A 24987-nucleotide genomic window follows, 5' to 3' on the forward strand; every position below is an offset into this window, starting at 1 on the left:
CTTCGTGGCGAAGTTGAATTGATGCAAGTGCATTCATCGGGCCAGTCGGAGTGTGAACCTCATCTTCTTCCGCACGGCACCAAATTGTGGTCCAACGTTGGACCGGCACACCGACCGACGTTAAGAGACCCCATGACCCTGACTGACTTCGACGCCCTCAGCTTCGATTGCTACGGAACCCTGATTGACTGGGAAAGCGGGATGGTCGCCGGCCTCGCGCCCCTCACCCGGCAGGTCGAGAACCTGTCCCGCAACGCCATTCTGGAAGCCCATGCGCAGGCTGAATCCAGCCAGCAGGCGCAGACGCCGGGGATGCGCTACAGCGATCTCCTTGCCGTGGTCTACAAGCGCCTGGCCGAACGCTGGGGCGTGTCCGCCACCCATGCCGAATGCCTGACCTATGGCGCATCGGTGAAGGACTGGCCTGCCTTCCCGGACAGCGCGGACGCCCTCGCCTACCTCAAGCAACACTACAAGCTGATCATCCTGTCCAACGTCGACAACGCGTCGTTTGCGGGTTCGAACGAGCGGCTGGGCGTGACGTTCGATGCCATCTATTCGGCCGAGGATGTCGGCGCCTACAAACCGTCCGACCGCAATTTCGAGTACATGCTCGACCGGCTGCCGCAGATCGGCGTGGAACGGCCGCGGCTCCTGCATGTGGCGGAGAGCATGTTCCACGACCATGTGCCCGCCAAGCGGCACGGTCTCACCAATTGCTGGATCTACCGCCGCCATGACGACGAAGGCTTCGGCGCAACCATGAACCCCGGCGAAATGCCGGCGGTGGACATGCGCTTCAATTCGATGGCCGAGCTTGCCGACGCGCACCGGGCTGCGCGCGGCTGAGGCCCTCCCCCGTCAGGTGACGGCGGCGCGGCGGTGGAACTCCGGCGTATCCCATGCGCCGGTATCCAGAATCTCGGCGAGGATCTCCACCGCGTCGAACACGTCGGCAAAGCGGGTGTAGAGCGGCGTCATGCCGAAGCGCAGGATGTCCGGCGCGCGGAAATCACCGATCACGCCGCGGGCAATGAGCGCCTGCATGATGGCATAGCCCCCCTCGTGCCGGAACGAGACCTGGCTGCCGCGCACGGCCGCATCGCGCGGGCTTGCCAGCGTCAGCGACGGACAGCGCGCCGCCACCAGCTCGATCATCAGGTCGCACAGTGCTGCGGATTTTTTCGCAATTGCCGCAAGGTCCACACCGTCAAAAGCGGACAATGCCGCCTCCAGCGCGGTCATCGACAGGACGGGCGCGGTGCCGGTGATGAAGCGTTTCACGCCCTCTGCGGGGCGAAACTGCGTCTCGAACGCAAAGGGGGCAGCGTGGCCGAACCAGCCGCGCAGTGCAGGCATCACGGTCTGGTGGCGCGGCGCGGCCCACAGGAATGCCGGAGCGCCGGGGCCGCCGTTCAGATATTTGTAACCGCAGCCTATCGCGAAATCGGCATCCGCGCCGGCAAGGTCGACCGGAAATGCGCCGGCCGAATGGGCAAGGTCCCACGCCATGATGGCACCGGCGGCGTGAACCTTCTCGGTGAGGGCTGCCATGTCGTGCTTTGCGCCGGTGCGGTAGTCCACCTGCGTCACCATCACCACGGCGGTGTCGTCTGCCAGCGCGGCCTCCACATCGTCCACCAGCCGCAGTTCTGCACCGCGCAGGGCGCCGACGCCCTGCGCGATATAAAGGTCGGTCGGGAAATTGCCGGGCTCGGAAAGGATCACGTTGCGCTCCTCCCCGGCCTTGTCGAGCGCCGCCGACAACACCTTGAAGAGGTTGATGGAGGTGGAATCCCCCACCGCCACATCCGCCGCATCAACACCGATGAGGGGTGCGATCTTCGCAGCGATCCGCGCCGGCAGGTCGATCCATCCGGCCGTGTTCCACGACCGGATCAGCCCGTCCGCCCATTCGGCATTCACCGCTTCGGCAACCCGCGCCTGCGCAGCCTTCGTCAGCGGCCCCAGCGAATTGCCGTCGAGGTAGAGGACGCCCTCGGGCAGGATGAACCGGTCGCGATGGCCGGCCAGCTGATCGGCCCGGTCCAGCGCCTCGGCCTCGGCGCGGGTGGTGGCGGTTGCAGTCACGTTTTTCCTTTCCGGGGCACGGTCTTCTTCGCGCGTTTGGGCGTGCCGGCTCTGGCGGCAGCGGCAAAGGCCAGCTCGGCATAATGCGCCAGAATGCCGGTGTCGTCATACGCATCAGGCGGCAAGCGCCAATAGGGCATCTTCACGGTTTTCTCGCCCTTCTCGTACACCCACTGGACCGAGGGCGCGGCGCGAAATTCGGCCTCCGTCTTCTCGTCCACCTTCAAATATAGTTCATCGCCCACCACCACGGCAAAGATCCGCCCGTCCCGGTAAACGCCGAAACCGCCGAACATCCGGCGCACCGCAACCGGCCCGACGGGCGCAAACAGGTCCTGAAGGTCGGCTTCCGTCACACGCCGCTCTCCGGCATCAGCGCGTCGAACACGTCCGACGGTGGCATGGTGCCGAACGCGGCACTGCCTTCGCAAAGGCGCCCGACGTCGGCAAAGAAGGTTCCGAACGCCTTCTTGTAGAGCGCAGAGCCCACGGTGACCCGCTTCACGCCGAGCGCTGCCAACGCGCCAAGATCGTTGCTGACGCCGCCGGCCCCGGCAATCACGCTCAGCGGCCGGTCCGTCAGTGCCACGAGCGCGGCCACCTCCTCCGGATCGGTGAGGCCCGGTGCGTAGAGCACATCGGACCCGGCCTCTGCGTAGGCCTTCAGCCGGGATTTCACGACCTCGAAGGGGTTGGCCACGCCTTCAAGATAGGCTTCGCAGCGGCCGGTGAGGACGAAATCGCCACCCCCGCTGTCGATGGCGTTGCGCGCAGCTTCCAGGCGGCGGCAGGCGTCCGCCTCACTGTAGAGCGGCTCGATGCCGCCCTTCAGCACGTCTTCGATGGAGCAGCCCGCGACCCCGGCGTCCATGGCGGCCCGGATCGTTTCTCCCACCTCGGCGGGCGTTTCGCCATAACCGCTTTCAAAATCGCCGTTCACCGGCAATCCGGTCTGCGCGCCGATCATGGCAGCGTGGGCAATCGCCTCCGCGCGGGTGATGCCGCCATCGCGCTTGCCGAGGGACCACGCGAGGGCTGCCGACGACGTGGCCAGCGCCTTGAAGCCCTGGCTCGCCAGATGGCGGGCGGACGCGCCGTCCCACGGGTTGGGCGTCGCAAAAAAATTCTGGTGCAGCGCGCGAAACCGGCTCGCAGCATCCGTCCCCGTCAACTCGGCCATCGGTGGTCTCCCTTGCAACGCGCCTGATCCTAAGGCCGGCGCCGCCCAAGGGAAGAGCGCACCGCTGCGCAGCACGGGCAAGGCACAACAAAAAAGCCCCGGCGGGATGGACCCGCCGAGGCTTAATTCTATGTCGGCTGAAGGCGCCTTACGCCGCGGCGCGCTGGTGGCGGCCTTCGCTCACTTCCTCGATGATCTTGGCCACAAAAGCGTCGATGTCACCGGGCTTGCGCGAGGTGATCAGCGCTTCGTCGCACACCACCTCGGAGTCTTCCCACTTGCCGCCGGCGTTGATCACGTCGGTCTTGATCGAGCTGTAGGAGGTGACGTTGCGCCCCTTGATGACACCGGCCTCGATCAGAAGCCAAGGCGCATGGCAGATGGCGGCGAGGGTCTTGCCGGTGTTGTAGAAGTCGTGGACAAAGCGAACGGCTTTTTCCTCAACCCGCAGGAGATCCGGGTTGATCTGGCCGCCCGGCAGGACGAGGCCGTCAAAGTCGGTCACCGCCACCTCGTCGAGGGTCTTGTCGACGGTCACGGCTTCGCCCCAGTCGGTCTTGTCCCAGCTCTTGATTTCGCCCTTTTCGAGCGAGACCACGGTCACCGTGGCGCCGGCCGCCTCAAGCTGCCGCTTGGGCTCGAACAGTTCGGACTTTTCAAACCCGTCGGTTGCGAGAATGGCGATCCTGGCTTTATCGATAGCAGTCATTGTAAATCCTTCCGTCTGGTGCGTTGGCGGGGCCTGCTGCCTGTACGGCGCTGGCCTCCCGCCGCTTCACGCATTCGGGAAGTGAACGCGCTCCCCCACCGCCGGCGTTCCATTCGATTGTGCGCGACACTTCGTCATTTGCCGTTTCGTGCCGCCTCGATCGCTTCCCAGACCCGGCCCGGTGACGCCGGCATCAGGATCTCGCGCACGCCCGCCGGCGCCAGCGCATCGGCAACCGCCGCAAGGCCGGCGCCAAGCGCGCCAACGGTGCCCGCTTCCCCTGCCCCCTTCGCACCAATGGGATTTTTCGCAGTGGGCACCGACGCGTGCGCAACGCCAATATTGCAAAGATCGTCGGCTCGCGGCATCGCATAATCCATGAACGACGCGCTCACCGGCTGGCCCGAAGCGTCGTAGACCATCGCTTCGGAAAACACCTGGCCGAGGCCCTGAACGACGCCGCCATGGATCTGCCCCTCCACAATCATCGGGTTGAGGAGCGTGCCGGCGTCCGACACCGCCTCGTAGCGGGTGAGAACGGCCGCACCCGTTTCCCGGTCGATCTCCACCTCCACAACGTGGGCGCCGTTGGGGTAGGTGCTGGCATCTTCCGACGACCAGCGCGCTTCGGCCGACAACCCCTCCCCGCCTGACGCTTCGGCGGCCAGCTCTGCCCAGGAGAGCGATCTGTTGGAGCTGTCCTGATAAAAGAGGCCATCGTCGAAGCGCACGTCCGCCGGTTCCACGCCGAACAGAGCGGCCGCCTGCGCGAGGCCCTTGGCCACCAGCGCCCTTGCCGCTTCCAGCGCCGCCGACCCGCCGAAAATTGCGCTGCGCGAGCCAAAAGTGCCGCTGCCGTGGGCAATCTCGTCGGTATCGCCCATGGCATAGTCGATGGCGTCCAGCGGAAGGCCGAGCGTCTCGCCAACCACCTGACGCATGGCGGTTTCATGACCCTGGCCGTGGTTGGCCGAGCCCATGCCCAGGACCGCGCGGCCGCCTGGCGCCATCGCGATGCTGGCGCTTTCGTCCAGAAACCCGGCTGTGGACTCGATCGCCATGCAAAGCCCGAAGCCGAGGAGCTTGCCGCGCGCGGCAGCGTCCGAACGCCGCGCCTCCAGCGCCGCAATATCGGCAAGGTCCAGCACCTTTGCCATCGCGGCGGGAAAGTCGCCGCAGTCGTACTTGTAGGCAAGCCCGGTCTGGAACGGCATGTCGGCGGGCTTGATCATGTTGCGCTGGCGCAGGGCAAACCTGTCGAAGCCGAACTGCCGGGCCGCCTCGTCGATGGCAAGCTCGATGCACGCGATTGCTTCTGGCCGGCCCGCGCCGCGGTAGGGCGCGGTCGGCACGGTGTTGGTGTATACGCCGCGCACGGCAGCAGAGATCACCGGTGTGCGGTAGACCCCGGCGAGCCCGCCGAGGTTGACGAACGCCGGCAGCGGCCCCTGCATGGACAGGTAAGCGCCCACGGCGGCGGTGTTGCGCACCTTCAGCGCGGTGAAGTTGCCGTCCGCATCGAGGCCAAGCTCGGCCTCCATCACCATGTCGCGGCCCATATCATCGGTCAGGAAATGCGCCGAGCGGGTGCCGGTCCACTTTACCGGGCGGCCAAGCTTGCGTGCGGCCCACAGCACCAGCACCATTTCGGGAAACACTGCGGAGCGCATCCCGAAGGCGCCGCCCATGTCGCCGGTGACGAGCCGCACGCCCTCGGTGCTGACGCCGAGGATTTCGGCCAGGACGCGACCTGCGGCGTGGGGCGCCTGCGTCCCGCAGCGCAGGACATAGCGGCCATCCTCGATGCTGCCGTGCGCCGTGCGCGGTTCCATCGGGCTCATGGCAAGACGCTGAAACGGCAGCCGCACCCGCGAAATGTGCGCCGAGCCCGAAAGCGCCGCATCGACGGCTTCATGGTCGCCCACATTCTTCACAAACACCGTGTTGTCCGGTGCGTCATCCCACACGGCGGGCGCGCCCTCGGCGGCAGCCATCATCAGGTCGGCCGCATGGGGCCGGTCTTCGATCGTCACCATCACCGCCTCGGCGGCATCGCGGGCTGCAGCGCGGCTTTCGGCCACCACCATGGCCACCGGCTCGCCCACATAGCGCACGGCCCCGTCGGCCAGCGCATGGCGGGGCGGCGCCTCCACCACGCTGCCGTCGGCGCGCTCCAGCGGCCGGGCGCGAAGGCCGGTGCAGGGGATCACCCCGACCCCGTCCGCCTTCAGGTCCGCTGCGGTGAAGACTGCGAAAACACCCGGCATTGCGGCTGCGGCTTCAATGTCGATCTCTTCGATACGCCCGGCGGGCACCTCGGCATGAACGATCTCGGCAAAGAGCTCGCCGGGAACCGTCACGTCATCTCCGAAATGGCCCTTGCCGGTGATGAACCGCTGGTCCTCGACGCGGCTTGCCCGCGCCCCGATGCCGAAGCGCATCCCCCCGCTCATGCCGGCCACATTCCAGCGGCGTGGTCCTCGCGAGCACGACGGACGGGCAAACGAATGGTCATCTTGGATCGCTCTCCAGCACAACGAGGACACGGCGCGATGGGCGCGCCGTGCCAGATATCAAGGCAAGGTTGGGGCGGGATGCGCGGCGTCAGGCCGCGTCTGCCTCATCCTCCGTCGAGGAAAGCAGGCGCGCATTGCCGCCGGCCGCCGCAGTATCAATGCAGAAGTGCCGCTCCAGCACCATCGCGTCGCCGATGGCGAAGAGGGGCAGGATCGCGCCGTCGCGTGCCGCAAGCGCCTCTCGCACGGGTTGCGGATCGCCCTCGTAAAGGACGCCGTGAAAGCCTTCGAGCGTCGTGAGATCGGCCGGGTCGACGACGCCGTCGACCATGGCGCGATGCGGGCCTTCGTGGCCCGTTGCGCCCGGCGCCACCACCAGCACGGCATTGCCGGTGGCGCGGGCGGCATCGGCCTGCGCCAAGGCGCGACCCAGCGTCGGCCCGGCACAGATGATGACGCCGCGCGGATGCTCGGAAAGCCGGTTCGATTCGCCGGTCGGCCCCACCAGATCGAGAACGCCGCGCGCGCCCACTTCCGGCGCAACGGCCTTCAATGCGTCCTGCAGCGCGGTCGCGGGCGCCTTCGCGCCGGTGTCGGCTGCAAGGCGCGGCGTGACGGTCCCTGCGCCAAGGCGGGCCACCGTGCGCGTGCCACCGGCCTTCGGTCCGGTCCCGGACAGCCCCTCGCCGCCAAATGGCTGAGAGCCGACCACTGCGCCGATCTGGTTGCGGTTGACGTAGATGTTGCCGACCTTCACCGCGCTCACGATCTCCTCCACCCGGTCATCGATCCGGGTGTGAAGGCCGAAGGTGAGGCCATAGCCCTTGGCGTTGATGGCATTGACGACCTTGCCGATGGCATTGCCGTCAAACGTCGCGAAATGGAGGACAGGGCCGAAGATCTCCTCCGCCATCGCCTCGATGCCGCTGACCTTGATGACGGTGGGCGGCACGAAAAGCCCATCGTCCCGCCCGTATTGGGCAACCACCCGGCCGTCCTTGCGCGCCGCCTCGATGTGGTCTGCGATCTTCGTCTTGGCCGCCTCGTCGATCACGGGGCCAACGTCGCAGCTGACGGGCCAGGGATTGCCGACGCCGAGGGTCTCCATCGCGCCGGTCAGCATTGTGAGGATCCGGTCCGCCACGTCCTTTTGCACATAAAGGATGCGCAGCGCCGAGCAACGCTGGCCGGCGCTCTGGAATGCGGAGGTGACGATGTCGCGCACCGCCTGCTCGGGCAGCGCGGTGGAATCGACGATCATCGCGTTGAGCCCACCGGTTTCCGCCACCAGAATGGCCTCCGGCGCGGTCTTTGCCAGCTGGCGGTCGATGGCCTTGGCGGTGCCGGTCGAGCCGGTGAACGCAACGGCCGCAATGCCGGGCTGTGCGACCAGCGCCGCGCCCACCTTGCCGTCACCGGGGCAAAGCTGCAGCGCTGCCTCCGGCACACCGGCCTGCCGCAGGAGCTGAGTGGCGTAGGCGGCAATCAGCGGTGTCTGCTGCGCAGGCTTGGCCACCACGGCATTGCCTGCGGCCAGCGCCGCGGCCACCTGGCCGGTGAAGATTGCCAGCGGGAAATTCCACGGCGAGATCGCCACCACAACGCCCCGTGCCGACGGTGAGACGCGCTCCGCCTCGTTGGCGTAGAAGCGCAGGAAATCCACCGCCTCGCGCAGTTCGGACACCGCATCGAGCGCAATCTTGCCCGCCTCGCGGGCAGCCAGCGCAAAGAAGGCACCGGCGTTCTCTTCATAAAGGTCGGCCGCGCGGCGCAGCACTTCGGCCCGCGCGGCGGTGTCCGCCCAGTTTACGCCGGCGGCAGCATCCGCCACCACCGCCGCTGCACACTCCGGCCTCAGGGCTGAAACCTTGCCCACGGTGTCCGCCGCGTCGGCGGGGTTGATCACCGGCTCCGGCTCTGCCGCGGTGTCCGCTGCCACCGTCATCGGCGCAGCTGTCCATGTTGCCGCGCGAAATTCGTCGCGCGCGGCCTCGAACGCCTTCAGCGCAACGCGGTCGTGAATGTCGAAGCCCTTGGAGTTGGGTCGGTTGTCGAACAGCTCCGGCGGCTGGCGCAGACGCTTGTTGACGACTGGCGCGCCCGCAAGCCTTGCAAACGGGTCTTCGGCCACCTTTTCGGGCGCAATGCGCTCGTCGACAATCTGGTTGGCAAAGGACGAGTTGGCGCCATTTTCGAGGAGGCGGCGGACGAGGTAGGCGAGCAGGTCCTCGTGCGCCCCCACCGGCGCATAGATCCGGCAACGCACGTCCTGCTCCTTGCGCAGCACGTCATAAAGCGTCTCGCCCATGCCGTGGAGCCGCTGAAACTCAAACGCCTCGCCGTTGGACATGGCCAGCACGCTCGCCACGGTGTGGGCGTTGTGGGTGGCAAATTGCGGGTAGATCCGCTCCGCGCGCGACAGCAGCGAACGGGCACAGGCCAGATAGGACACATCCGTCGCCGCCTTGCGGGTAAAGACGGGGAAGGTCTCCACGCCCGTCACCTGCGCGCGCTTGATCTCGGTGTCCCAGTACGCCCCTTTCACGAGGCGGACCATGATGCGCCGGTCGATGGATTTGGCCAGCGCATCCAGCCACGCAATCACCGGCAGCGCGCGGCGCCCGTACCCCTGCACCACCACGCCAAAACCGCTCCAGCCCTTGAGGCCGGGATCGGACGCAACAGCCTCGATCACATCCAGCGACAGATCGAGGCGGTCCTGCTCCTCGGCGTCGATGTTGAGGCCCATCCCGGCATCGGCCGCCTGCTTCGCCAGCTCGATGACGATGGGAACGAGGGTCGGCAGGCAGTCGTCCCGGTGGGTCTCCTCATAGCGGGGGTGGAGTGCGGAGAGCTTGATGGAGATGCCGGGGTTCTTTGCAACATCGCCATGGGTGGCGCGGGTGGCGATGGCGCGGATCGCGTTCTCGTAGGCGGTGCGGTAGCGCAGCGCATCGGGGAACGTGCGCGCCGCCTCGCCCAGCATGTCGTAGGAATAGGTGTAGCCCCTGGCTTCCATCCCGGCGGCCCGCTTGAGCGCGCCGTCGATGTTTTCGCCGAGGACGAACTGGCGGCCGAGCCGGCGCATCGCCTCTGAAACAGCAGTGCGGATCACCGGCTCGCCAAGCCGCCGGACGGCCCCGCGCAAGGTGCCCACAATGCCGCGGCTGCGCTCGTCCAGCACATGGCCCGTGACCAGCAGCGCCCAGGTGGACGCGTTCACCAGCGATGAGGTGGATTTGCCAAGATGCTTGCCCCAGTCGCTGGGGGCGATCTTGTCTTCAATCAGCGCGTCGATGGTGTGGGCGTCCGGCACGCGGAGCAACGCTTCGGCCAGGCACATCAACGCGATGCCTTCGTCCGTGGACAGGCCATACTCGGCCAGAAACGTTTCCATCAGACCCGGTGCGGATGCAGCCCGCACCTTGGAGACCAGACCGGCGGCCCGCTGGGCAACGGCGCGGCGGGTCACCTCGTCCATGCCCGCCTCACCGACCAGATGGTCCGTCAGCGCAGCTTCGCCCGCAAGCGTGGCAGCGCGGACAGCCTCGCGCGCTCTGGTCAATTCCGCCATGGCTTCAGACATTTGCGATCTCCACGCTGCTCAGGCCCCGTGTCGTACAGGCGACCTGCACAAGAATGCAAAAATCAGGACCAGTTCCGCAATGGTGACAATTTCAGACGGCAGCCAGATGCGAAAAGCGCGCGACCTCAGAAGATGCTGAGGATGCTTCCGCCGGATGCCTCCGGCAGGTACTCCTCAATCAGCTCGGTCATTTTCGCGTTGCGCGAGCTGCCGCTGCGCCCGCCGATCACCACCGCAATGATGTGCTTGCCGCCGCGCTGCACGTTGGTGACCAGGTTGAAGCCGGAATCGCGGATATAGCCGGTCTTGATCCCGTTAACGCCGTCGACCTTGCCCAAAAGCTTGTTGGTGTTTCTCCACTTGCGCCCGCCATAGCTGAACTCGGGCGTCGAGAAATAGGCGAAATAGCGCGGGAACCGGCTGGACAGCGCCCGGCCGAGTATCGCCATGTCGCGCGCGGTGGTCACCTGCCGCTTATCGGGCAGCCCCGATGCGTTGACGAACACGGTATTCCGCATGCCGAGCGAACGGGCCTTGCTGGTCATGGCCTGTGCATAGGCTTCCTCGGAGCCGGCAAGGTTCTCGGAAATCACCACCGCCACATCGTTGGCCGAACGCACGGCAAGGGCGCGGATCGCAGTGTCCACGGTGATGGAGGTGCCGGCCTTCACGCCGATCTTGGCCGGCGGGCGGGCGGCCGCCTTGGCACTCACGCTGAGCGCGGAGTTGGTGTTCATCCGGCCCGAATCCAGCTGTTCGAACAGGAGATACAGCGTCATCATCTTGGTCAGCGAGGCCGGATAACGCAGGCTCTCCGCCTCCTCCTCGTGGAGGACCTTGCCCGTCTTCGCATCAACCACAATGGCCGCATAGGCGCGGCGGGAGACCGCAGGCGCTTCCGCCGGCGTGATGATGACAGGCTCGTACGCCGGCGCAGCCGCGGGCTGCACCACGCCGTTGCGGTCCGGCTGGGACGAGGTGCACCCGGCAACGAGCAGAGCTGCGATCAGGACGCTTAGGCGACGCATATGACATTCTCCGGCAATGGCGGGAGCCTAGGCCGCGCCAGAAGGCGCTGTCCGCAACGCGGCGCAGGCGGCGCTGCGCCGACGCCCATTATTTGCGCCGGCGTTGCGCGAATGACGCGCAAGAGCCAAGCCTCCATGGACTTCTTAACCAAAAGATAATCTAGCTGTCGCGGAATATCGTCTGAGATTGCGATCTGCGCTATGGTATGAGGCGCGTGGGACGGACCTAACCGTCTGCCGGCACACATTGACGAGTAATTTATGGTCAAGATCGTTTCGTTTGACGCCACCCGCCTCACCGCGCGGGACGGCTACATCGTTCAGAAGATCTCGCCGAGCGTCCGCTCCGATGCGTTCGAGCATTTCCTCGACGATCTCGACCGGCACCCCAACGCCTCCATCGACCTGGGGCTCCCCATCAAGGTGAGCAACCGGATGATGGTGGATCTGCTCGACCAGCTCGATCAGCCGCCCGTCAACAATGGCGTGAAACAGATCGATCCGCGCGGCATCGAGAACTTCGTCCGGGTAATCAACCGGTTCGACGGACTTGGCGACAAGTTCCAGATGGCCAACGACGAGCCGACCCGCCTCAAGGGGTCCAACGTCGATGACGTGATGATCGGCGGCCGGGCCCGCGATATTCTGGTGGGCCGCGCCCAGGACGACTTCGTGAACGGCCGCAGCGGCAACGACCTGGTGGTCGGCGGCGGCGGCAAGGACGAGCTCGTCGGCGGCGCCGGCAACGACATCCTGCGCGGCGGCTTCGGCTATGACAGCCTGCACGGCGGCACCGGTTCGGACCGGATGATCGGCGGCCAGGGTGCCGACGCGTTCTTCTTCTCCGGACGGGACTTCTTCGGCGACGGCCAGACGCTCGATGTCATCCGGGATTTCAACAAGCGCGGCGGCGACCAGCTGGTCGACCTCAGCGGCGACCTGGAGCTGATTGCGGCCGGCAACATCGCCGTCTTCAACAGCCGTGGCTCGCTGATCGAAAACACCAAGACCGGCGATCAGGTGTTCGTGAAAAATGCGCTCCTGACCGAAGCCGACATTCAGGACCGCTTCGTCACGCCCTCTCCGGACGTCGGCCACAACAACCGCACCTTCAAGCGCGGCGACGCGTTCGACCTCAACGTCGTCAAGATCACCGAATACAACACGGGCACGGAAAAGGTCGAACTTTACCAGCTGAAGTTCGTCAACACGTCCGAAAAGATCATCGCGAACCTCAGCGACCTCGACATCAACTTCCGCGATGCCGCCGCCCTCACCGGCAAGATCGACCAGGTGTCCGGCGCGACATTCGCCAACGGCCGGTTCAGTCTCGACGATAGCGCGCCGGGCGCGGTGTACCCCAACCAGGAGCAGGTTGTGGTCACGTTTGCGGTGACGGACCGTCCCGACCGCGTCACCATCGAAAACAACGACTTCGGCACCGGCCGGTACACCCCGCGGACCGAAGACGGCGACGCGATCCGCGGCGGGCTCGAAGGGTTCCGCATCTCGGTCAAGCAGTTCAACGGATTTGACGGCGGCGGCGTGGCGGACGTGTTCATCAAGAACATCGGCAACACCGAACTCAGCATCAAGGACGCCGTCTTTCGCCTGAACGACAAGGGTGTCAGCGATATCGACGACAGCTGGGGCGCGCGGGAAAAACGGCCCTTCGTGTTCAAGATCGACTCGTTCGACGGCAACCCGCGGTCCGACCTTCACCCCAACGAGTACCAGAAGCTGTTCGGCTTCGTTTACGAGTTCGACGGAGACCGGCCGCGGCTCAACGCCAACGACTTCCAGCTCCTCACCCCGCTGGACGACCTCATCGTCTGAGCGCCACCGGCCTGGGGCGATGGGCGCTCCTCACGGGTCTTGAGATGATGCGCCGTCCGGTGCATCAGGGGTCCATGTCCCTCATTCGCATTCTCTCCGCACTCATCCTCTGCGTGGCCGTTGCCGGCTGCGGCATGACCGGCAAGACGCCGCAGACCGTGCCGAACGTCGCGCGCGAGCGCACCGTGGATCCCGCAAGGGCGCTGGCGCTGATCAACCGGCACCGCACGGCAAACGGCCTTGCCCCTCTCATCAACGACCCGCGCCTTTCTGCCATTGCGGCCGAAACCGCACGCGAACTTGCGCGGCGCAACACCCTTCGCACCCGGATGCACACGCCGGGCGGGATCAAGAAACGGTTCAACGACGCCAATTATGCGGCCGTCCGCGGTGCAGAAAATCTCGGCGCCGGATACCCGACGCTGGTGCTTGCCGTGGAAGGCTGGAAAACCTCCCGCGAGCACAACAAGAACCTCCTCAACGGGGAGCTGACGCACGCCGGCATCGGCCTCGCGCTCACCGACGAGGGCCAATTCAAATCGTTCTGGGTGCTTCTCCTCGCCCGGCCGGACGGAGCCACCTGATGCGCCTTTGGAAAGAGCCGGCCGCCGGCCAGACACTGATCGCCCCCTCGATCCTTGCCGCCGACTTCCTTAATCTCGGCGCTGAGGTGAAGGCCGCCGAGGCAGTCGGCGCCGACGTTCTCCACCTCGACGTGATGGACGGCCACTTCGTCCCCAACATCAGCTACGGGCCTGCCGTGGTGAAGGCGTTGCGCGGCGCCACCAGCCTGCCGCTCGATGTCCACCTGATGATCGAACCCGTGGACCCTTATCTCGGCGCCTTCGCCGATGCGGGGGCCGACGGCATTACCGTGCATGTGGAAGCGACCCGGCATCTGGATCGCACCCTGGAGGCCATCGCCGCGCTCGGGCTTTCGCCAGGCGTTGCGATCAACCCCGCCACGCCGGTTTCGCTGCTGGAGCCGGTTCTTCACCGGATTGCGCTGATTTTGGTGATGACGGTGAACCCCGGCTTCGGCGGCCAGAGCTATCTTCCCAACGCCAACGCGAAGATCGCGCAAGCCCGCGCGCTGGTCGGCGACCGGCCGATCCGCGTTGAGGCCGATGGCGGCATCACGCCGAAGACCGCGCCGGATGCCGCTGCGGCAGGTGCCGACATGCTGGTTGCCGGCTCGGCGTTTTTCGGACCGGCCGACCGCGCCGCCGCCATGGCTGCGCTGCGCAGCGGCGCAGCGGCGCGCTAGCCGCCCGACGCCTTCAGCGCATCTTCCAGTCGCATTGTCGCCGAACCGCGGCGCGCAGGCTTTTGCTGGCTGGCGTCCGGCGCCCAGCCGGACAGGCACGCGAACACGAAGGTTGCGCGCAGCTTCCCGTCCGGGTCGCTGAACGCTTCGCGATAATGCGCCTCCGTGCGCGCAAAAAGCTGTCGCGGTGCGGGGGCGCGTTCGGCCAGCACGCCGCGCTGGCCCATCCCGCGCAGGTCGGCAAACAGGCTGGCAAGGGAGCTGTAGCGCAAGGTCACGCGCACCTCGTCCACCACCGGCAGCGCAAACCCCGCGCGGGCCAGCGCGTCGCCCCATCGGCGCATGTCGGCCAGCGGGGCCATGCGCATGGACGCCCCGCCCGTCAGCGCGCTTTCCGCGGCCAGAAGGGATTCAGACAGCTCGGCAAGGGTGCCTGCCGCCGTCGCAGCGCCCAGAAACAGCCCGTCCGGCACCAGAGCACCGCGCATCTCGGTGAGCATCCGCACCGGGTCTTCGCCCAGATGCAGGTCGTTCATTGAAATTGCCAGCGGGAAGGCATGGCGAAATGGCTGCACCACATCGGCGACAACGTCGGCACAACCACCTTCAATTGCAGGCGCGGCAAATGTGAAGCGCGGGTCTGCATCATCGAAGATGGCCCGAAGGTCAGGCGACAGCCGTCCGGAAACGAGGCCCTTATCGAAGTTGCGCTTCACGAATGTCAGCCGGTCCAGCAGTTCCTCTGCCAGATAGATGTGCATTACATCCACCAGCGGACGGTCCATCCTGCTGCGAAGATGTGCGCGATTGAACGGCGTCATGGGGTGACATCCTTGACTGGCTGTGAAAGATTAACGTCTAGGTTGCAATACGGCGACCGCAACGGAGCACAGCCATGGCCCGTGATCAAACTATCGACAGCGGCAAACACGCTGCAAATCCGGCGCGCTGGCTCGGCGTTGTGGCACGGAAATCCCTTGATGTCCTGGTCCCGCCGCTCTGCCTGTCCTGCCGCCGGCCTCTTGCACAGCCCCGTGCACTGTGCGGCGGCTGCTGGCGCCAGTTGACTCTCGTCGGCGCCCCCATCTGCGATATCATGGGAACGCCCCTTCCCTACGATGCGGGACCCGGCGCCCGCTCACCCGAGCTGCGCTGGAACCACCCCCTTTATGACAGGGCACGCGCCGCAGTCGTATTCGATGCTGTGAGCCGCCGCCTCGTCCACCAGCTCAAATATCATGACGTGCCGGGTGTTGCCCACCTGATGGCGACGCTCATGGCCCCGGCCGCCCATGATCTGACCGCCGATGCGGACATTTTACTGCCGGTGCCGCTGCACCGCTCCCGCCTCGTCGCCAGACGCTTCAACCAGGCCGCGTTGATTGCCGATCAGTTGTCCCCCCTCGTCGGCATTCCGGTGGCCCGCTATGCGGTTCAGCGCACCCGTCGCACCCCGCACCAGGTCGGCCTCAGGCGCGACGAACGGGCCAACAATCTGCACGATGCGTTCATGGTGAAAGACCGCGGCGCCATCGCCGGCCGCCGCGTGGTTCTGGTCGACGACGTTCTGACGACCGGCGCCACGGCTGACGCGCTGGCGTGGACGCTGCGGGCCGCCGGCGCGCGCTCCGTCGCGGTCGCCGTCTTCGCCCGCGTGGTCGGACGCGAGACGGAGCCGGACTGACGGACAATGCGTGCAGCGCCCGGCCGGCCCCGGTCCCCGCCGGGGCCGCTGCGGGTTGGCCCTTGCATTCGCTCCCCCATATGCGAGGTTCGGGCGCAAACTGACGGAGCGTTGAATGCCGACCGTGGAAATCTACACGCGCGATTATTGTGGCTATTGCGGCCGCGCGACACAGCTTTTGCGCGGCAAGGGCGTCGCCTTTCGCGAGTACAATGCCACCAGGGAACCGGCACGGCGAGACGAGATGATTCGCCGCAGTGGCCGCACGACCTTTCCGCAGATTTTCATCGGCGACCTCCACGTCGGCGGTTCGGACGAGCTGTCCGCCTTCGAGCGCTCCGGCAAGCTCGACAAGGCGCTCGAAGGCACGCCGGCCAGGTGAAGCTCGCCGCCCTCCAGCTGCGCAGCACCCGCGACCCGTTCCAGAACGCAGACACCGTCGTCCGCCTCATTCGCGAGGCGGCCGCCCTCGGCGCGCGCTACATCCAGACGCCGGAGCTGACCAATCTCGTCGAAATTCGCCGCAAGCACGCGGCACCCCAGGTGCGCGAGGAGGCGGACGAGCCGGTCTTGTCAGCCGTGCGCCCGCTTTGCGCAGAGCTTGGCGTTACCGTTCACCTCGGTTCGCTGATCGTGCGCGAGGGTGAACAATGGTGCAATCGCGGCTACATGATCGGCCCCGGCGGCGATATCGAGGCGCGTTACGACAAGCTCCACATGTTCGACGTCGATCTTCCATCCGGCCAGAGCTTTCGCGAAAGCAGTGCCTATCGGCAGGGCGAGACCGCCGTGCTGGTGGACGATGGTCCGCTGAAGATCGGCATGGCCATCTGTTTCGACTTGCGCTTCCCGCGCCTGTTCGAAGAACTGGCCAATGAAGGTGCCAATGTCCTCACGGCGCCATCAGCCTTTGCAACGGCCACCGGCGATGCACACTGGCACGTTCTGTTACGCGCACGCGCCATCGAGAATGCCGCCTTCATGGTCGCCGCCGCGCAGGAAGGCCTCCACGAAGACGGACGCACCACGTACGGCCATGCGATGATTGTCGATCCATGGGGCCGGGTCCTTGCCGAGGCCACCGAAACGCCGTCGGTGATCGCGGCCGACATCGACCTTTCGTCGGCCGCCAAGATGCGCGCCCAGATCCCGACCATCGCGGCGCGCCACCCGTCCATTCCCGTTGCGCATCGCGCAACGTCGGAGCAGCAGGCCCTGTCATGATCCACTATCAGCTGCGCTGCGAAGACGGACACGATTTTGACGGCTGGTTCGCGTCGTCGGGCGCCTTCGAAGGACAGCGCACGCGCAAGCTGGTGGACTGCCCGGTGTGCGGGACCACCGCGGTCAACCGCGCGCTGATGGCGCCTGCCGTGCGCACACGCGGCGCGGCCCCGCCCGCCGAACACAAGCCCGAGCAAGCGCCCGCCCCCGAAGAGACGGCGGACAAGGCGCCAGCCCCCGCGGTCGCGGCACAGAACGAAGACTTCACCGCCATGGTGCGCGCGCTGCGCGAAGCCGTGCGCACCCACGGCGTGGATGTCGGGCGCGCATTTCCCGAGGAGGCGCGCCGCATCCATTATGGCGAGGCCGAGCCGCGCGGCATCTACGGCGCTGCTAACGCCGACGAAACGCGCGCGCTGCTGGAAGAGGGCATCGAGGTTCTGCCCCTCCCCGCCCTGCCGGAAGACCACAACTGAAACGCCTGTCATCCGGTTCGCCGGACGCGGCTAGTCCGGGCAGGCGGGCACTTCGATCAGGGTCAGCGACGTCAACTTGCCGGACATGCTGAACGAACCGTAGTTGAAGGACACGTCGTAGCTGATGCCGTTGTCCAGCATGTAGGTGCTCAGCTCGTATGCCGGCATCCGCTCGCCGTCCGCGCCGCCCTGCTCGAAATAGCTCGTCACCAGGCGCCACGCCGTCCGCGCCATCCAGCCGTCTTCAGCAGCCAGGATCACCCGCTCGTCTGCGGAGGCGCCCGGAAGGCCGGTGGCACCGTCGCCGATGACCGTCGCGGTCTCGTAAAGGCTGTCGGCCTCGTCGCCGCCGTCGTAGATGGTCGCCTCCAGAATGCGCTCGCCGGCTTCGGCCGATTCCAGCATCAGCCTTGTGTGGGCTGTCGGGAAGATCGCGCGCGGCAGCGACAGCGTCGTTTCCTTGGGCGAGGAAATGTCGACACTGATGCCGCCTGCGCCGCCGGTTGCGGTCCCCTCGATTTCGTTGTCGAGCGTCTGATCCACCAGGGTCTGGTGGGAAAAGACCAGCTGCGGCGGGCTTGTGGTTTCCCTGGTGGAGGACCGCAGGTCGGTCACCCGCCGAGTGCCCTCCCGGTCGTTCACCTCGGTCACGTTGCGAAATTCCACCGTGTATCCGGTGCAGGACGAGCCGCTCATCTCCAACACGAGCCGACCGCTGGCCTCCACCAGGCTTGTGCTCGGTTCGGCGCTGGACAAGGTGAGGTCATACACCGCGCGGTGGGACTGCAACTCCAGGGCATTGGCCGGCAGGGCGCCAGACAAGCAGGCCGCGCCGATGGCTGCACCAATCGAACCGTGTCGCATCGCCATGCTCTCCGTCCCTCCGCCAAATCCATTCAAGCGCGAGCACTGCACCGCGGTCTCTTGCGCAGTCAAGGCGCCGGGGCCTTGCAGCGGTGCGCCAGTCTGCTAACCCGTGTTGCAACTTTATGCGATGGAAGGACTGTTGAATGGCTGGCGTTGTTGAAGCTGCGCTCGAGGCGGACGGTGTTGTCCTGCCCACCCCCACCGCACCGCAGGGCTCCTACATTCCCTCCGTGCAGACCGGGAATCTCGTCTACATCGCCGGACAGGTCCCCATGGGCCCGAACGGTGTCGAGTTTGTCGGCCGCTGCGGCGATGACAAGTCCGTCGAGGACGGTCAGGCTGCGGCAAGGCTTTGCGCCATCAACATTCTGGCGCAGGTGAAAGCCGCCATCGGCGACCTCGACAAGGTCGTGCGCATCGTGAAGGTGAACGGCTACGTCAACGCCACCCCCGAATTTCGCGACCACCCCAAGGTCATCAACGGCGCGTCCGACTTTCTGGTGAAGATTTTCGGCGAGAAGGGCAAGCACGCCCGCGCCGCGGTGGGTGTGTCCGGGCTCCCCATGGGCGTTGCGGTCGAGGTGGAAGCCATCGTCGAGGTTGCGTCATAACGGGACTGACGCCGGACTGGCTGACCCGCACGCCAATTGCGCATCGCGGCCTTCATGGCGGCGATGCGCCCGAGAACACGCTGGCCGCAGTGGAAGCTGCGGTCGAGGCCGGCTATGCCGTGGAGATCGACCTTCAGTTCACCGCTGACGGCGGGCTCATCATCCTTCACGATCCGACGCTTGAGCGCACCACAGGCGGCGAAGGCCCCGTCGCGGCGCAGACGCTGGATACGCTGCGCGCGGTTCCGATCCGCGGAACCGACGAGACGCTCTCTTCCCTCGACGACGCGCTCGCGCTCGTCTCCGGCCGCGCGCCGCTGTTCCTTGACCTCAAGGCCCCGCGCACCATCGAGCGCAAGGCGGCGATGACGGCCGCAGTGCAGCGGGCGCTCGGCCGCTATGGCGGTGCAACCGCCGCCATGACGTTCGATCCCGACATGCTGGGCCTCCTGCGCCGCGCGCTGCCCGATACGCCGCTTGGCATTCTGTCCGGCCGGGAGACCCCCCACACGTCCATGATCAACCGCTTCGGCCTTGATGCGATGCTTCACACCCCGCGCACCAAGCCGGATTTCGTGGCCTACTTCGCGCAGAGCCTGCCGAACCCCGCCGTGCGGTTCCACCGCCGCAAACGCCCGGTTCTGGCATGGACCGTCCGCACCGAGGTGGAACGGCAGCGGCTTGCACCCCATGTGGACCAGATCATCTTCGAGGGGTTTTCACCCACCGACCGGATGTCCGCGGACCCATCGTCGCGCTGACGGCCGCTCGCGCGACGCTTCGCCGGGAAGGCGCTAGACTGCTCTCTGAACGTCTCGGAAAGGATTGGCCCATGGATGCGCTCACCATCGAAGCCGCCGGTGGCCTGGAAGCTGTGGCGAAAGCCGAATGGGACGCTCTTGCCAACCCCGGCTGGAGTGTCGGCCCTCTCGGCAAGCCGACACGGCTGCATGACGGTGCCGGTGCCGGTGCCTTCAACCCCTTCGTCAGCCATGATTTTCTGAAATGCCTGGAGGATGCCGGCTGCGTCGGCGGGCGCAGCGGCTGGCGGCCGCGCCACATCCTGATCCGCGATGCGGGCGGCGCGCTCATTGCCGCAGCCCCCGCCTACCTCAAGGCCCACAGCCAAGGCGAGTACGTGTTCGACTATGGCTGGGCCGACGCCTATGAGCGCGCGGGGGGGCAATATTACCCCAAGGTGCAGGTCTCGGTCCCGTTCACCCCGGCGCAGGGGCCGCGGCTTCTGGTGGGCGATACCGACGTGAAGAACCGCCGCAGCATCCTTGCCCGCGCGCTCGTTGCGCTTGCCGAGCAAACCGGCGCATCCTCCGTCCATGTCACGTTCACCGAGCCTGCGGATTACGAGGCCCTCACCGGCGCGGACTACCTTGCCCGCCACGACACGCAGTTCCACTGGGAAAACCGCGGCTACGCCACTTTCGACGATTTTCTGGCCGCTCTCGCCTCCCGCAAGCGCAAGCAGGTCAAGCGCGAGCGGCGCGATGCTCTGGCCACCGGCATCAAGATCCGCTGGCTGACCGGCGCCGACATCACCGAAGCCCATTGGGACGCCTTCTACGATTTTTATACCGAGACGGGGTCGCGCAAGTGGGGGCGGCCCTACCTCAACCGGAATTTCTTCTCGCTTCTGGGCGAGCGTGTCGGCGCTTCGGTCTGCCTGATGCTTGCCGAGCGCGATGGCAGGCCCATTGCCGGCGCGCTCAACCTCATCGGATCGGAAACCCTTTTCGGGCGTTATTGGGGCTGTGTGGAAGAACACCCCTTCCTTCATTTTGAGGTTTGCTATTATCAGGCAATAGATTTCGCCATCGAGCACGGGCTGGTCCGGGTGGAAGCGGGTGCGCAGGGTGAACACAAGCTCGCCCGCGGCTACGAAGCCTCCCAGACACGCTCGGCCCACTATTTGCTGCACCCCGGCTTGCGTGACGCGGTCGCGCACTACCTCGAAAACGAACGGCGTGCCGTGGAACACCAGAACGAAGTGTTGAACAGCTACGCCCCCTTCCGGAAAGATGGCCGTGCCCCACAAGACCCTTGAGCCGAAAGACCGGCTCATCCTCTCGATCCATATCCAGAAAACGGCCGGAACGCGGTTTGGCGAGATCCTGCGGCGCCGCCACGGCGAAGGCTTTGCGCTGTATTATGGTGCGAACGACGAGCGCACCCACCCGATGCTGCGGGTCGATCCGCAGGACGTGACGGCAGAGCGCCTCAACGCGCTGGCCGAGAGTGGCATCACCTGTCTCCACGGCCACATCCGGGCGCGCGCGCTCCTGAAGGCCGTCCCCAACCCGAAGCAATATTATGTGTTCCTGCGGGAGCCCATCGAGCAGACGTTGTCGCGCTACCATTTCGTGCGGTCCCTGCCCGAAGGCGGCAAGATGCACGCCCGGATGCGCGAGCATGATTATTCGATCGACGAGTTCGTCCAGCTTCCGGCCATCAGCAATTTCCAGTCCAATTATCTGGAGCCGCTGGACCCGCGGCAGGTGGGCTTTCTGGGCGTGACCGAGCTGTTTGAATCGATGATCGCGCTGCTGGGCCTCAGCGACACGTCGCACCGCGCCAACGTGAACACGAAAAAACCCGTCGTCGACATTGAAACCCGCGCTGCGATGGCGCCCCATCTCACCGCAGATCTGGCGCTGTATTCGCTGGCGATGGAGCTTGCGATCCGCCGCCTCGGCGTCCGCGACACCAAGCGGCGTGCGCGGTACAGGAACAACATTGCCCATCTCGCGCGACGCTTCGGCGCCCCGGTCTGACCCCGCCTCTCAGGATCACCAAGGACGAACGATGACTGATTACGATCCCGACAATATCTTCGCCAAGATCCTGCGCGGCGATATGCCCTCCGAAACTGTCTACGAGGACGACAACACACTCGTCATCATGGATATCATGCCGCGGGTGGACGGCCATGCGCTGGTGCTGCCCAAGGCCCCCTCACGCAACATCCTCGACATGGCGCCTGCCGATCTGGCCAGCTGCGTCGCCACCGTCCAGAAGGTGGCGCGGGCATCCAAGCGCGCCTTCGAGGCCGATGGGATAACCATCCAGCACTTTGTGGAAGGTGCCGGAGGTCAGATGGTGTTTCACACCCACTGGCATGTTCTGCCGCGCTTTGAGGGCACACCGCTGGCGCCGCACTCCACCGATATTGCGCCGGCCGAAAAAGTGAAGGCGAACGCAGACAAGCTGCGCGCTGCCTTCAACGAAGACTGAGCCAGGCTGCCACAATGACCAGCTCGCCGGCGGCAATGCCGATGGCGAGCCGCTTGCCCGCAGCGACGTAAACGCCAAGCGCGAGCAGCGCCGCCCCCACACGCACGCTCGCGGGCAGAAGCCCCAGCGGCCCCGTCGGCATCAGGATCAGCTTTGCGATGAGCGCTGCCACCAGCGCCGTCGCCACGGCCTTGACCCACACGAACACCTCCGACGTCTCGTCCATCCGCCCGGCGAACAGAACGCCCAGCCAGCGCCAGATGTGCGTCGGCAGCGCCGCCGCCACAAGGATTGCGACAATGGGGCTGAGGCCCCAGACGGACGGTTCGGCAATCTCGCTCATGACCGCAGCACCCGGCCGATGCCGTAGGCTGCCGTGCCGCCCACAAGGCCGGCCACCAGAAGATCGGCCTCGGGGACCAGCACCGCAAAGGGTGGCCCCAGCACCAGACCGGCCGCCAGAGCCAGAACGTCTGCGCGGGAGCGCGCAGCCCCCCACAGGGCGAGTAGAAAATAGATGGGCGTGAGGAAGACGAGCGCTGCGGCCAGAAGGTCCGGCATCGCACCGAGCGCGTTGTAGGCCATGATGACGGCCGCGCCGTTGAGCCCGGTCAGCGTCACCGCAAAGCCGGCGAAAAATGGCAGGCGTTGGGGTCGCGCGATCTCTGGTAGCCGCGCCATGGCAAACACCCACGCCGTGATCGCCACAAACCAGGACACCGCCAGAAGCTGCCAGCGCCGCGTCCGAGGCCCCCGCACCACCGGCACCCAGGACATCACCATCGGCATGAAGCGGACCGCCGACAGACCCACTGCAAGGGCCGTTGCCGCCAGCGACGCGCCGCTCCCCACCAGCCCCACAAACACAGCCTGACTTGGCAGCGCCCAGACAAGCACGGTCAGCGCCAGCGTTTCGCCAAGAGAAAAGCCGGCCTCGCGCGCCAGCGCGGCAAAGCCGATCTGCGCCGCCATCAACACAAGCGCGGGAATGGAGAATGCCGCCAGTGCGCCGCGCAAGAACCAGCCGAACGGCGAGCGGGCAGCAGCGGCGGTTGTCTCGTCCATGGCGCGGGAAAGCCCTTGTTCGGTGCCGGCGCTACCGGCCGGTGGCGGCACTGGCGCGCCGAACCGGTTCGCGGATACGCCCAAAGTCCCCCTCGGGGCAAGGATCAGAACAAGAATGCGCCGTCGAGGTCGCCGGGATTTGCGCCGGGGAGGACAATGACCGCGTTGCCTGCAAACAGCGTAACGCCGCTGCCACGGGGGTCGATCCGCACGTCGGCAAGACCGGCGATGCCGGGGAATGCCGACAGGTCGATCCGGTCGCCGGCGGCAAAATCCGCAATCACGTCGCGCCCGGTGCCGGGGGCAAAGGTGAACACATCATTGCCGGCCCCGCCGGCAAGCCGGTCGCGCCCCGGACCACCGGACAGAACGTCGTCGCCCCCGCCGCCGGACAGCCGATCATGCCCCGCATTGCCGAACAGGCGGTCCCCGCCCGCACCGCCCGCCAGCCTGTCATTGGCGCTGCCGCCGCTCAGCCAGTCAGCACCCGGACCGCCGGAGAGAACGTCCCGCCCCGGTTCGCCGCGGAGGGCATCGTCGCCGGGGCCACCGTAGAGCCGGTCATTGCCGAAACTGCCGCGCAGCGTATCGGCGCCGCCGCCCCCTGCCGCAACGTCCGCCGCAGCGCCGGTGTCGATGCGGTCGTCGCCGCCGCGGCCGCGCAGCACGTCGCGCCCGCTGAGGCCGCGCATGACATCGTCGCCGCGCGTTCCGGTCAGCCGGTCGGCATCCGCTGTCCCCACAATGCGCGCACCGTCCCGGCCAGCAGGGTCGCCCACGGGATCGAAATCGCTGAGGTCCACCAGCCGGTCGGCGAAGGCTGCAACCTCGATGCCCGTCAGAATATCTGTGCCGTCGCGCCCGCTGCCACCTTCGTGGGCCACGCGCACGCTGCCGCCTTCGCGCGTGAGGGTGTATGCGCTGGCCTCGCCCCGGAAATAGGCGGTGTCGCGGCCCCCGGCGCCGGCCAGCGTGTCATCGCCGCCAAGGCCGCGAAGGCCGTCATTGCCGGCGCCGCCTTCAATGTAGTTGTGGCCGTTGAGCCCGCTGGCAAAGGCCGAAGGGGTCTGAAAATCGTTGAAGAGGCTGAGATATTCCAGCATCGACGTGCCGTAGCCATCCGCCCTTGCCGACGTGCCCCCGCTGTCCAGAAACGCGCGCATGCCGGCGAAACCCACGAGCCATGTTGCGCCCAGAATGCCGGAGAGCGTCATGCGATGCCCATTGAGCGTCTGCCCGGCGTAGACATTGTAGCCGTATTGGCTCAGCGTATCCCAGTTCCAGGCGGTGTATTCGCGGGCGGCCGCGTCCTGCACAGCGGGGCTGCCCAGAAAATCGGCTTTGGAGTTGATCCCGCCCCGTCCCGTCCAGCGGCCGACGAAATCCTGCGCAGCGGTGCTGTCCCCGGCGTAGTAGCCGATTTCCTGCAGGGCCGGCTCGCTCAGCTGGTAGCGGCCAAGATAGCCGAGCGAACTGACGGCGGCATAATTGTCGCTGGATTCGCGCATGGCGAGCGCATCGAAATAATCGGAGTAGGTGCCGCGCGAGGCCATACGCAATCATCTCATCTTGTGAAGCGCGATGGTGTTGAACCCGTCACG

At 66.4% G+C, this 24987-nt stretch carries 25 protein-coding genes; 13 read left to right on the forward strand and 12 right to left on the reverse strand.

The window, feature by feature from the left end:
- Positions 1-132 precede the first annotated feature (132 nt).
- On the forward strand, positions 133-849 hold the full coding sequence (locus RDV64_RS00060; RefSeq protein WP_309197254.1) for a haloacid dehalogenase type II: 717 nt from the start codon (positions 133-135) through the stop codon (positions 847-849).
- Between the two features lie 12 nt (positions 850-861).
- Here the strand turns inward: RDV64_RS00060 and kynU are convergent, their stop codons facing one another.
- From kynU to RDV64_RS00095, 7 genes are all read right to left on the reverse strand, one after another.
- The gene (gene kynU / locus RDV64_RS00065; RefSeq protein ID WP_309199580.1) at positions 862-2052 is read right to left on the reverse strand and encodes a kynureninase; all 1191 of its coding nucleotides are present in this window, start codon (positions 2050-2052) and stop codon (positions 862-864) included.
- A gap of 35 nt (positions 2053-2087) precedes the next feature.
- A complete protein-coding gene (locus tag RDV64_RS00070; RefSeq protein WP_309197255.1) occupies positions 2088-2447 on the reverse strand; it encodes a TfoX/Sxy family protein in 360 nt (119 codons plus the stop codon).
- The gene (locus tag RDV64_RS00075; protein WP_309197256.1) at positions 2444-3271 is read right to left on the reverse strand and encodes an isocitrate lyase/phosphoenolpyruvate mutase family protein; all 828 of its coding nucleotides are present in this window, start codon (positions 3269-3271) and stop codon (positions 2444-2446) included. Before RDV64_RS00075 ends, RDV64_RS00070 begins: the two co-directional genes overlap by 4 nt.
- Before the next feature lie 148 nt (positions 3272-3419).
- Positions 3420-3980 carry a type 1 glutamine amidotransferase domain-containing protein gene (locus RDV64_RS00080; protein ID WP_309197257.1) on the reverse strand — a complete coding sequence of 187 codons (561 nt, stop codon included), beginning with the start codon at positions 3978-3980 and terminating at the stop codon, positions 3420-3422.
- 134 nt (positions 3981-4114) lie between these two features.
- Entirely contained in the window at positions 4115-6433 is a 2319-nt protein-coding gene (locus tag RDV64_RS00085) for a xanthine dehydrogenase family protein molybdopterin-binding subunit (RefSeq protein ID WP_309197258.1), read from the reverse strand.
- A 151-nt stretch (positions 6434-6584) separates the two neighbouring features.
- Complete coding sequence (gene putA, locus RDV64_RS00090) at positions 6585-10082, reverse strand: bifunctional proline dehydrogenase/L-glutamate gamma-semialdehyde dehydrogenase PutA (protein WP_309197259.1); 3498 nt, start codon at positions 10080-10082, stop codon at positions 6585-6587.
- A 125-nt stretch (positions 10083-10207) separates the two neighbouring features.
- Positions 10208-11110: a D-alanyl-D-alanine carboxypeptidase family protein gene (locus RDV64_RS00095; RefSeq protein ID WP_309197260.1), complete on the reverse strand. Its 903-nt coding sequence runs from the start codon at positions 11108-11110 to the stop codon at positions 10208-10210.
- Between the two features lie 261 nt (positions 11111-11371).
- Here RDV64_RS00095 and RDV64_RS00100 point away from each other — a divergent pair, with 261 nt between their 5' ends.
- The 3 genes from RDV64_RS00100 to rpe all read left to right on the forward strand — a co-directional run bounded on the left by RDV64_RS00100 (position 11372) and on the right by rpe (position 14213).
- The gene (locus RDV64_RS00100; RefSeq protein WP_309197261.1) at positions 11372-12946 is read left to right on the forward strand and encodes a calcium-binding protein; all 1575 of its coding nucleotides are present in this window, start codon (positions 11372-11374) and stop codon (positions 12944-12946) included.
- A 74-nt stretch (positions 12947-13020) separates the two neighbouring features.
- A complete protein-coding gene (locus RDV64_RS00105) occupies positions 13021-13530 on the forward strand; it encodes a CAP domain-containing protein (protein WP_309197262.1) in 510 nt (169 codons plus the stop codon).
- Positions 13530-14213, forward strand: coding sequence for a ribulose-phosphate 3-epimerase (gene rpe, locus RDV64_RS00110; protein WP_309197263.1), 684 nt, complete (start codon positions 13530-13532; stop codon positions 14211-14213). The genes RDV64_RS00105 and rpe overlap by 1 nt, the downstream gene beginning before the upstream one ends.
- On the opposite strand, the gene RDV64_RS00115 is transcribed toward rpe, so the two are convergent.
- Complete coding sequence (locus tag RDV64_RS00115) at positions 14210-15034, reverse strand: SAM-dependent methyltransferase (RefSeq protein ID WP_309197264.1); 825 nt, start codon at positions 15032-15034, stop codon at positions 14210-14212. The genes rpe and RDV64_RS00115 overlap by 4 nt on opposite strands.
- 74 nt (positions 15035-15108) lie before the next feature.
- Between RDV64_RS00115 and RDV64_RS00120 the strand changes: the two genes are divergently transcribed.
- From RDV64_RS00120 to RDV64_RS00135, 4 genes are all read left to right on the forward strand, one after another.
- The gene (locus tag RDV64_RS00120; RefSeq protein WP_309197265.1) at positions 15109-15897 is read left to right on the forward strand and encodes a ComF family protein; all 789 of its coding nucleotides are present in this window, start codon (positions 15109-15111) and stop codon (positions 15895-15897) included.
- Positions 15898-16012: 115 nt separating this feature from the next.
- Positions 16013-16279, forward strand: coding sequence for a glutaredoxin 3 (grxC, locus tag RDV64_RS00125; RefSeq protein ID WP_309197266.1), 267 nt, complete (start codon positions 16013-16015; stop codon positions 16277-16279).
- Entirely contained in the window at positions 16276-17121 is an 846-nt protein-coding gene (locus tag RDV64_RS00130) for a carbon-nitrogen hydrolase family protein (RefSeq protein ID WP_309197267.1), read from the forward strand. Before grxC ends, RDV64_RS00130 begins: the two co-directional genes overlap by 4 nt.
- Positions 17118-17597: a DUF1178 family protein gene (locus RDV64_RS00135; RefSeq protein WP_309197268.1), complete on the forward strand. Its 480-nt coding sequence runs from the start codon at positions 17118-17120 to the stop codon at positions 17595-17597. The genes RDV64_RS00130 and RDV64_RS00135 overlap by 4 nt, the downstream gene beginning before the upstream one ends.
- Before the next feature lie 30 nt (positions 17598-17627).
- Here the strand turns inward: RDV64_RS00135 and RDV64_RS00140 are convergent, their stop codons facing one another.
- Positions 17628-18461, reverse strand: a complete 834-nt coding sequence (locus RDV64_RS00140) for an EipB family protein (RefSeq protein WP_309197269.1) — start codon at positions 18459-18461, stop codon at positions 17628-17630.
- Positions 18462-18607: 146 nt separating this feature from the next.
- Between RDV64_RS00140 and RDV64_RS00145 the strand changes: the two genes are divergently transcribed.
- The 5 genes from RDV64_RS00145 to RDV64_RS00165 all read left to right on the forward strand — a co-directional run bounded on the left by RDV64_RS00145 (position 18608) and on the right by RDV64_RS00165 (position 22321).
- The gene (locus tag RDV64_RS00145; RefSeq protein ID WP_309197270.1) at positions 18608-19075 is read left to right on the forward strand and encodes a RidA family protein; all 468 of its coding nucleotides are present in this window, start codon (positions 18608-18610) and stop codon (positions 19073-19075) included.
- A 35-nt stretch (positions 19076-19110) separates the two neighbouring features.
- Positions 19111-19836 (forward strand): glycerophosphodiester phosphodiesterase family protein, encoded by a 726-nt coding sequence (locus tag RDV64_RS00150; protein WP_309199581.1) that lies wholly within the window; start codon positions 19111-19113, stop codon positions 19834-19836.
- Between the two features lie 71 nt (positions 19837-19907).
- Positions 19908-21134 (forward strand): GNAT family N-acetyltransferase, encoded by a 1227-nt coding sequence (locus RDV64_RS00155; protein ID WP_309197271.1) that lies wholly within the window; start codon positions 19908-19910, stop codon positions 21132-21134.
- Positions 21115-21861, forward strand: a complete 747-nt coding sequence (locus tag RDV64_RS00160) for a sulfotransferase family 2 domain-containing protein (protein WP_309197272.1) — start codon at positions 21115-21117, stop codon at positions 21859-21861. Before RDV64_RS00155 ends, RDV64_RS00160 begins: the two co-directional genes overlap by 20 nt.
- A 31-nt stretch (positions 21862-21892) precedes the next feature.
- Entirely contained in the window at positions 21893-22321 is a 429-nt protein-coding gene (locus tag RDV64_RS00165; protein ID WP_309197273.1) for an HIT family protein, read from the forward strand.
- Here the strand turns inward: RDV64_RS00165 and RDV64_RS00170 are convergent.
- The 3 genes from RDV64_RS00170 to RDV64_RS00180 all read right to left on the reverse strand — a co-directional run bounded on the left by RDV64_RS00170 (position 22308) and on the right by RDV64_RS00180 (position 24939).
- Positions 22308-22664, reverse strand: a complete 357-nt coding sequence (locus RDV64_RS00170; protein ID WP_309197274.1) for an AzlD domain-containing protein — start codon at positions 22662-22664, stop codon at positions 22308-22310. The two genes, RDV64_RS00165 and RDV64_RS00170, sit on opposite strands and share 14 nt — an antisense overlap.
- Entirely contained in the window at positions 22661-23386 is a 726-nt protein-coding gene (locus RDV64_RS00175) for an AzlC family ABC transporter permease (protein ID WP_309197275.1), read from the reverse strand. The genes RDV64_RS00170 and RDV64_RS00175 overlap by 4 nt, the downstream gene beginning before the upstream one ends.
- A gap of 104 nt (positions 23387-23490) precedes the next feature.
- On the reverse strand, positions 23491-24939 hold the full coding sequence (locus RDV64_RS00180) for a calcium-binding protein (RefSeq protein WP_309197276.1): 1449 nt from the start codon (positions 24937-24939) through the stop codon (positions 23491-23493).
- Positions 24940-24987 lie beyond the last annotated feature (48 nt).

It is taken from the genome of Acuticoccus sp. MNP-M23 (assembly GCF_031195445.1).
Taxonomy (GTDB): domain Bacteria; phylum Pseudomonadota; class Alphaproteobacteria; order Rhizobiales; family Amorphaceae; genus Acuticoccus.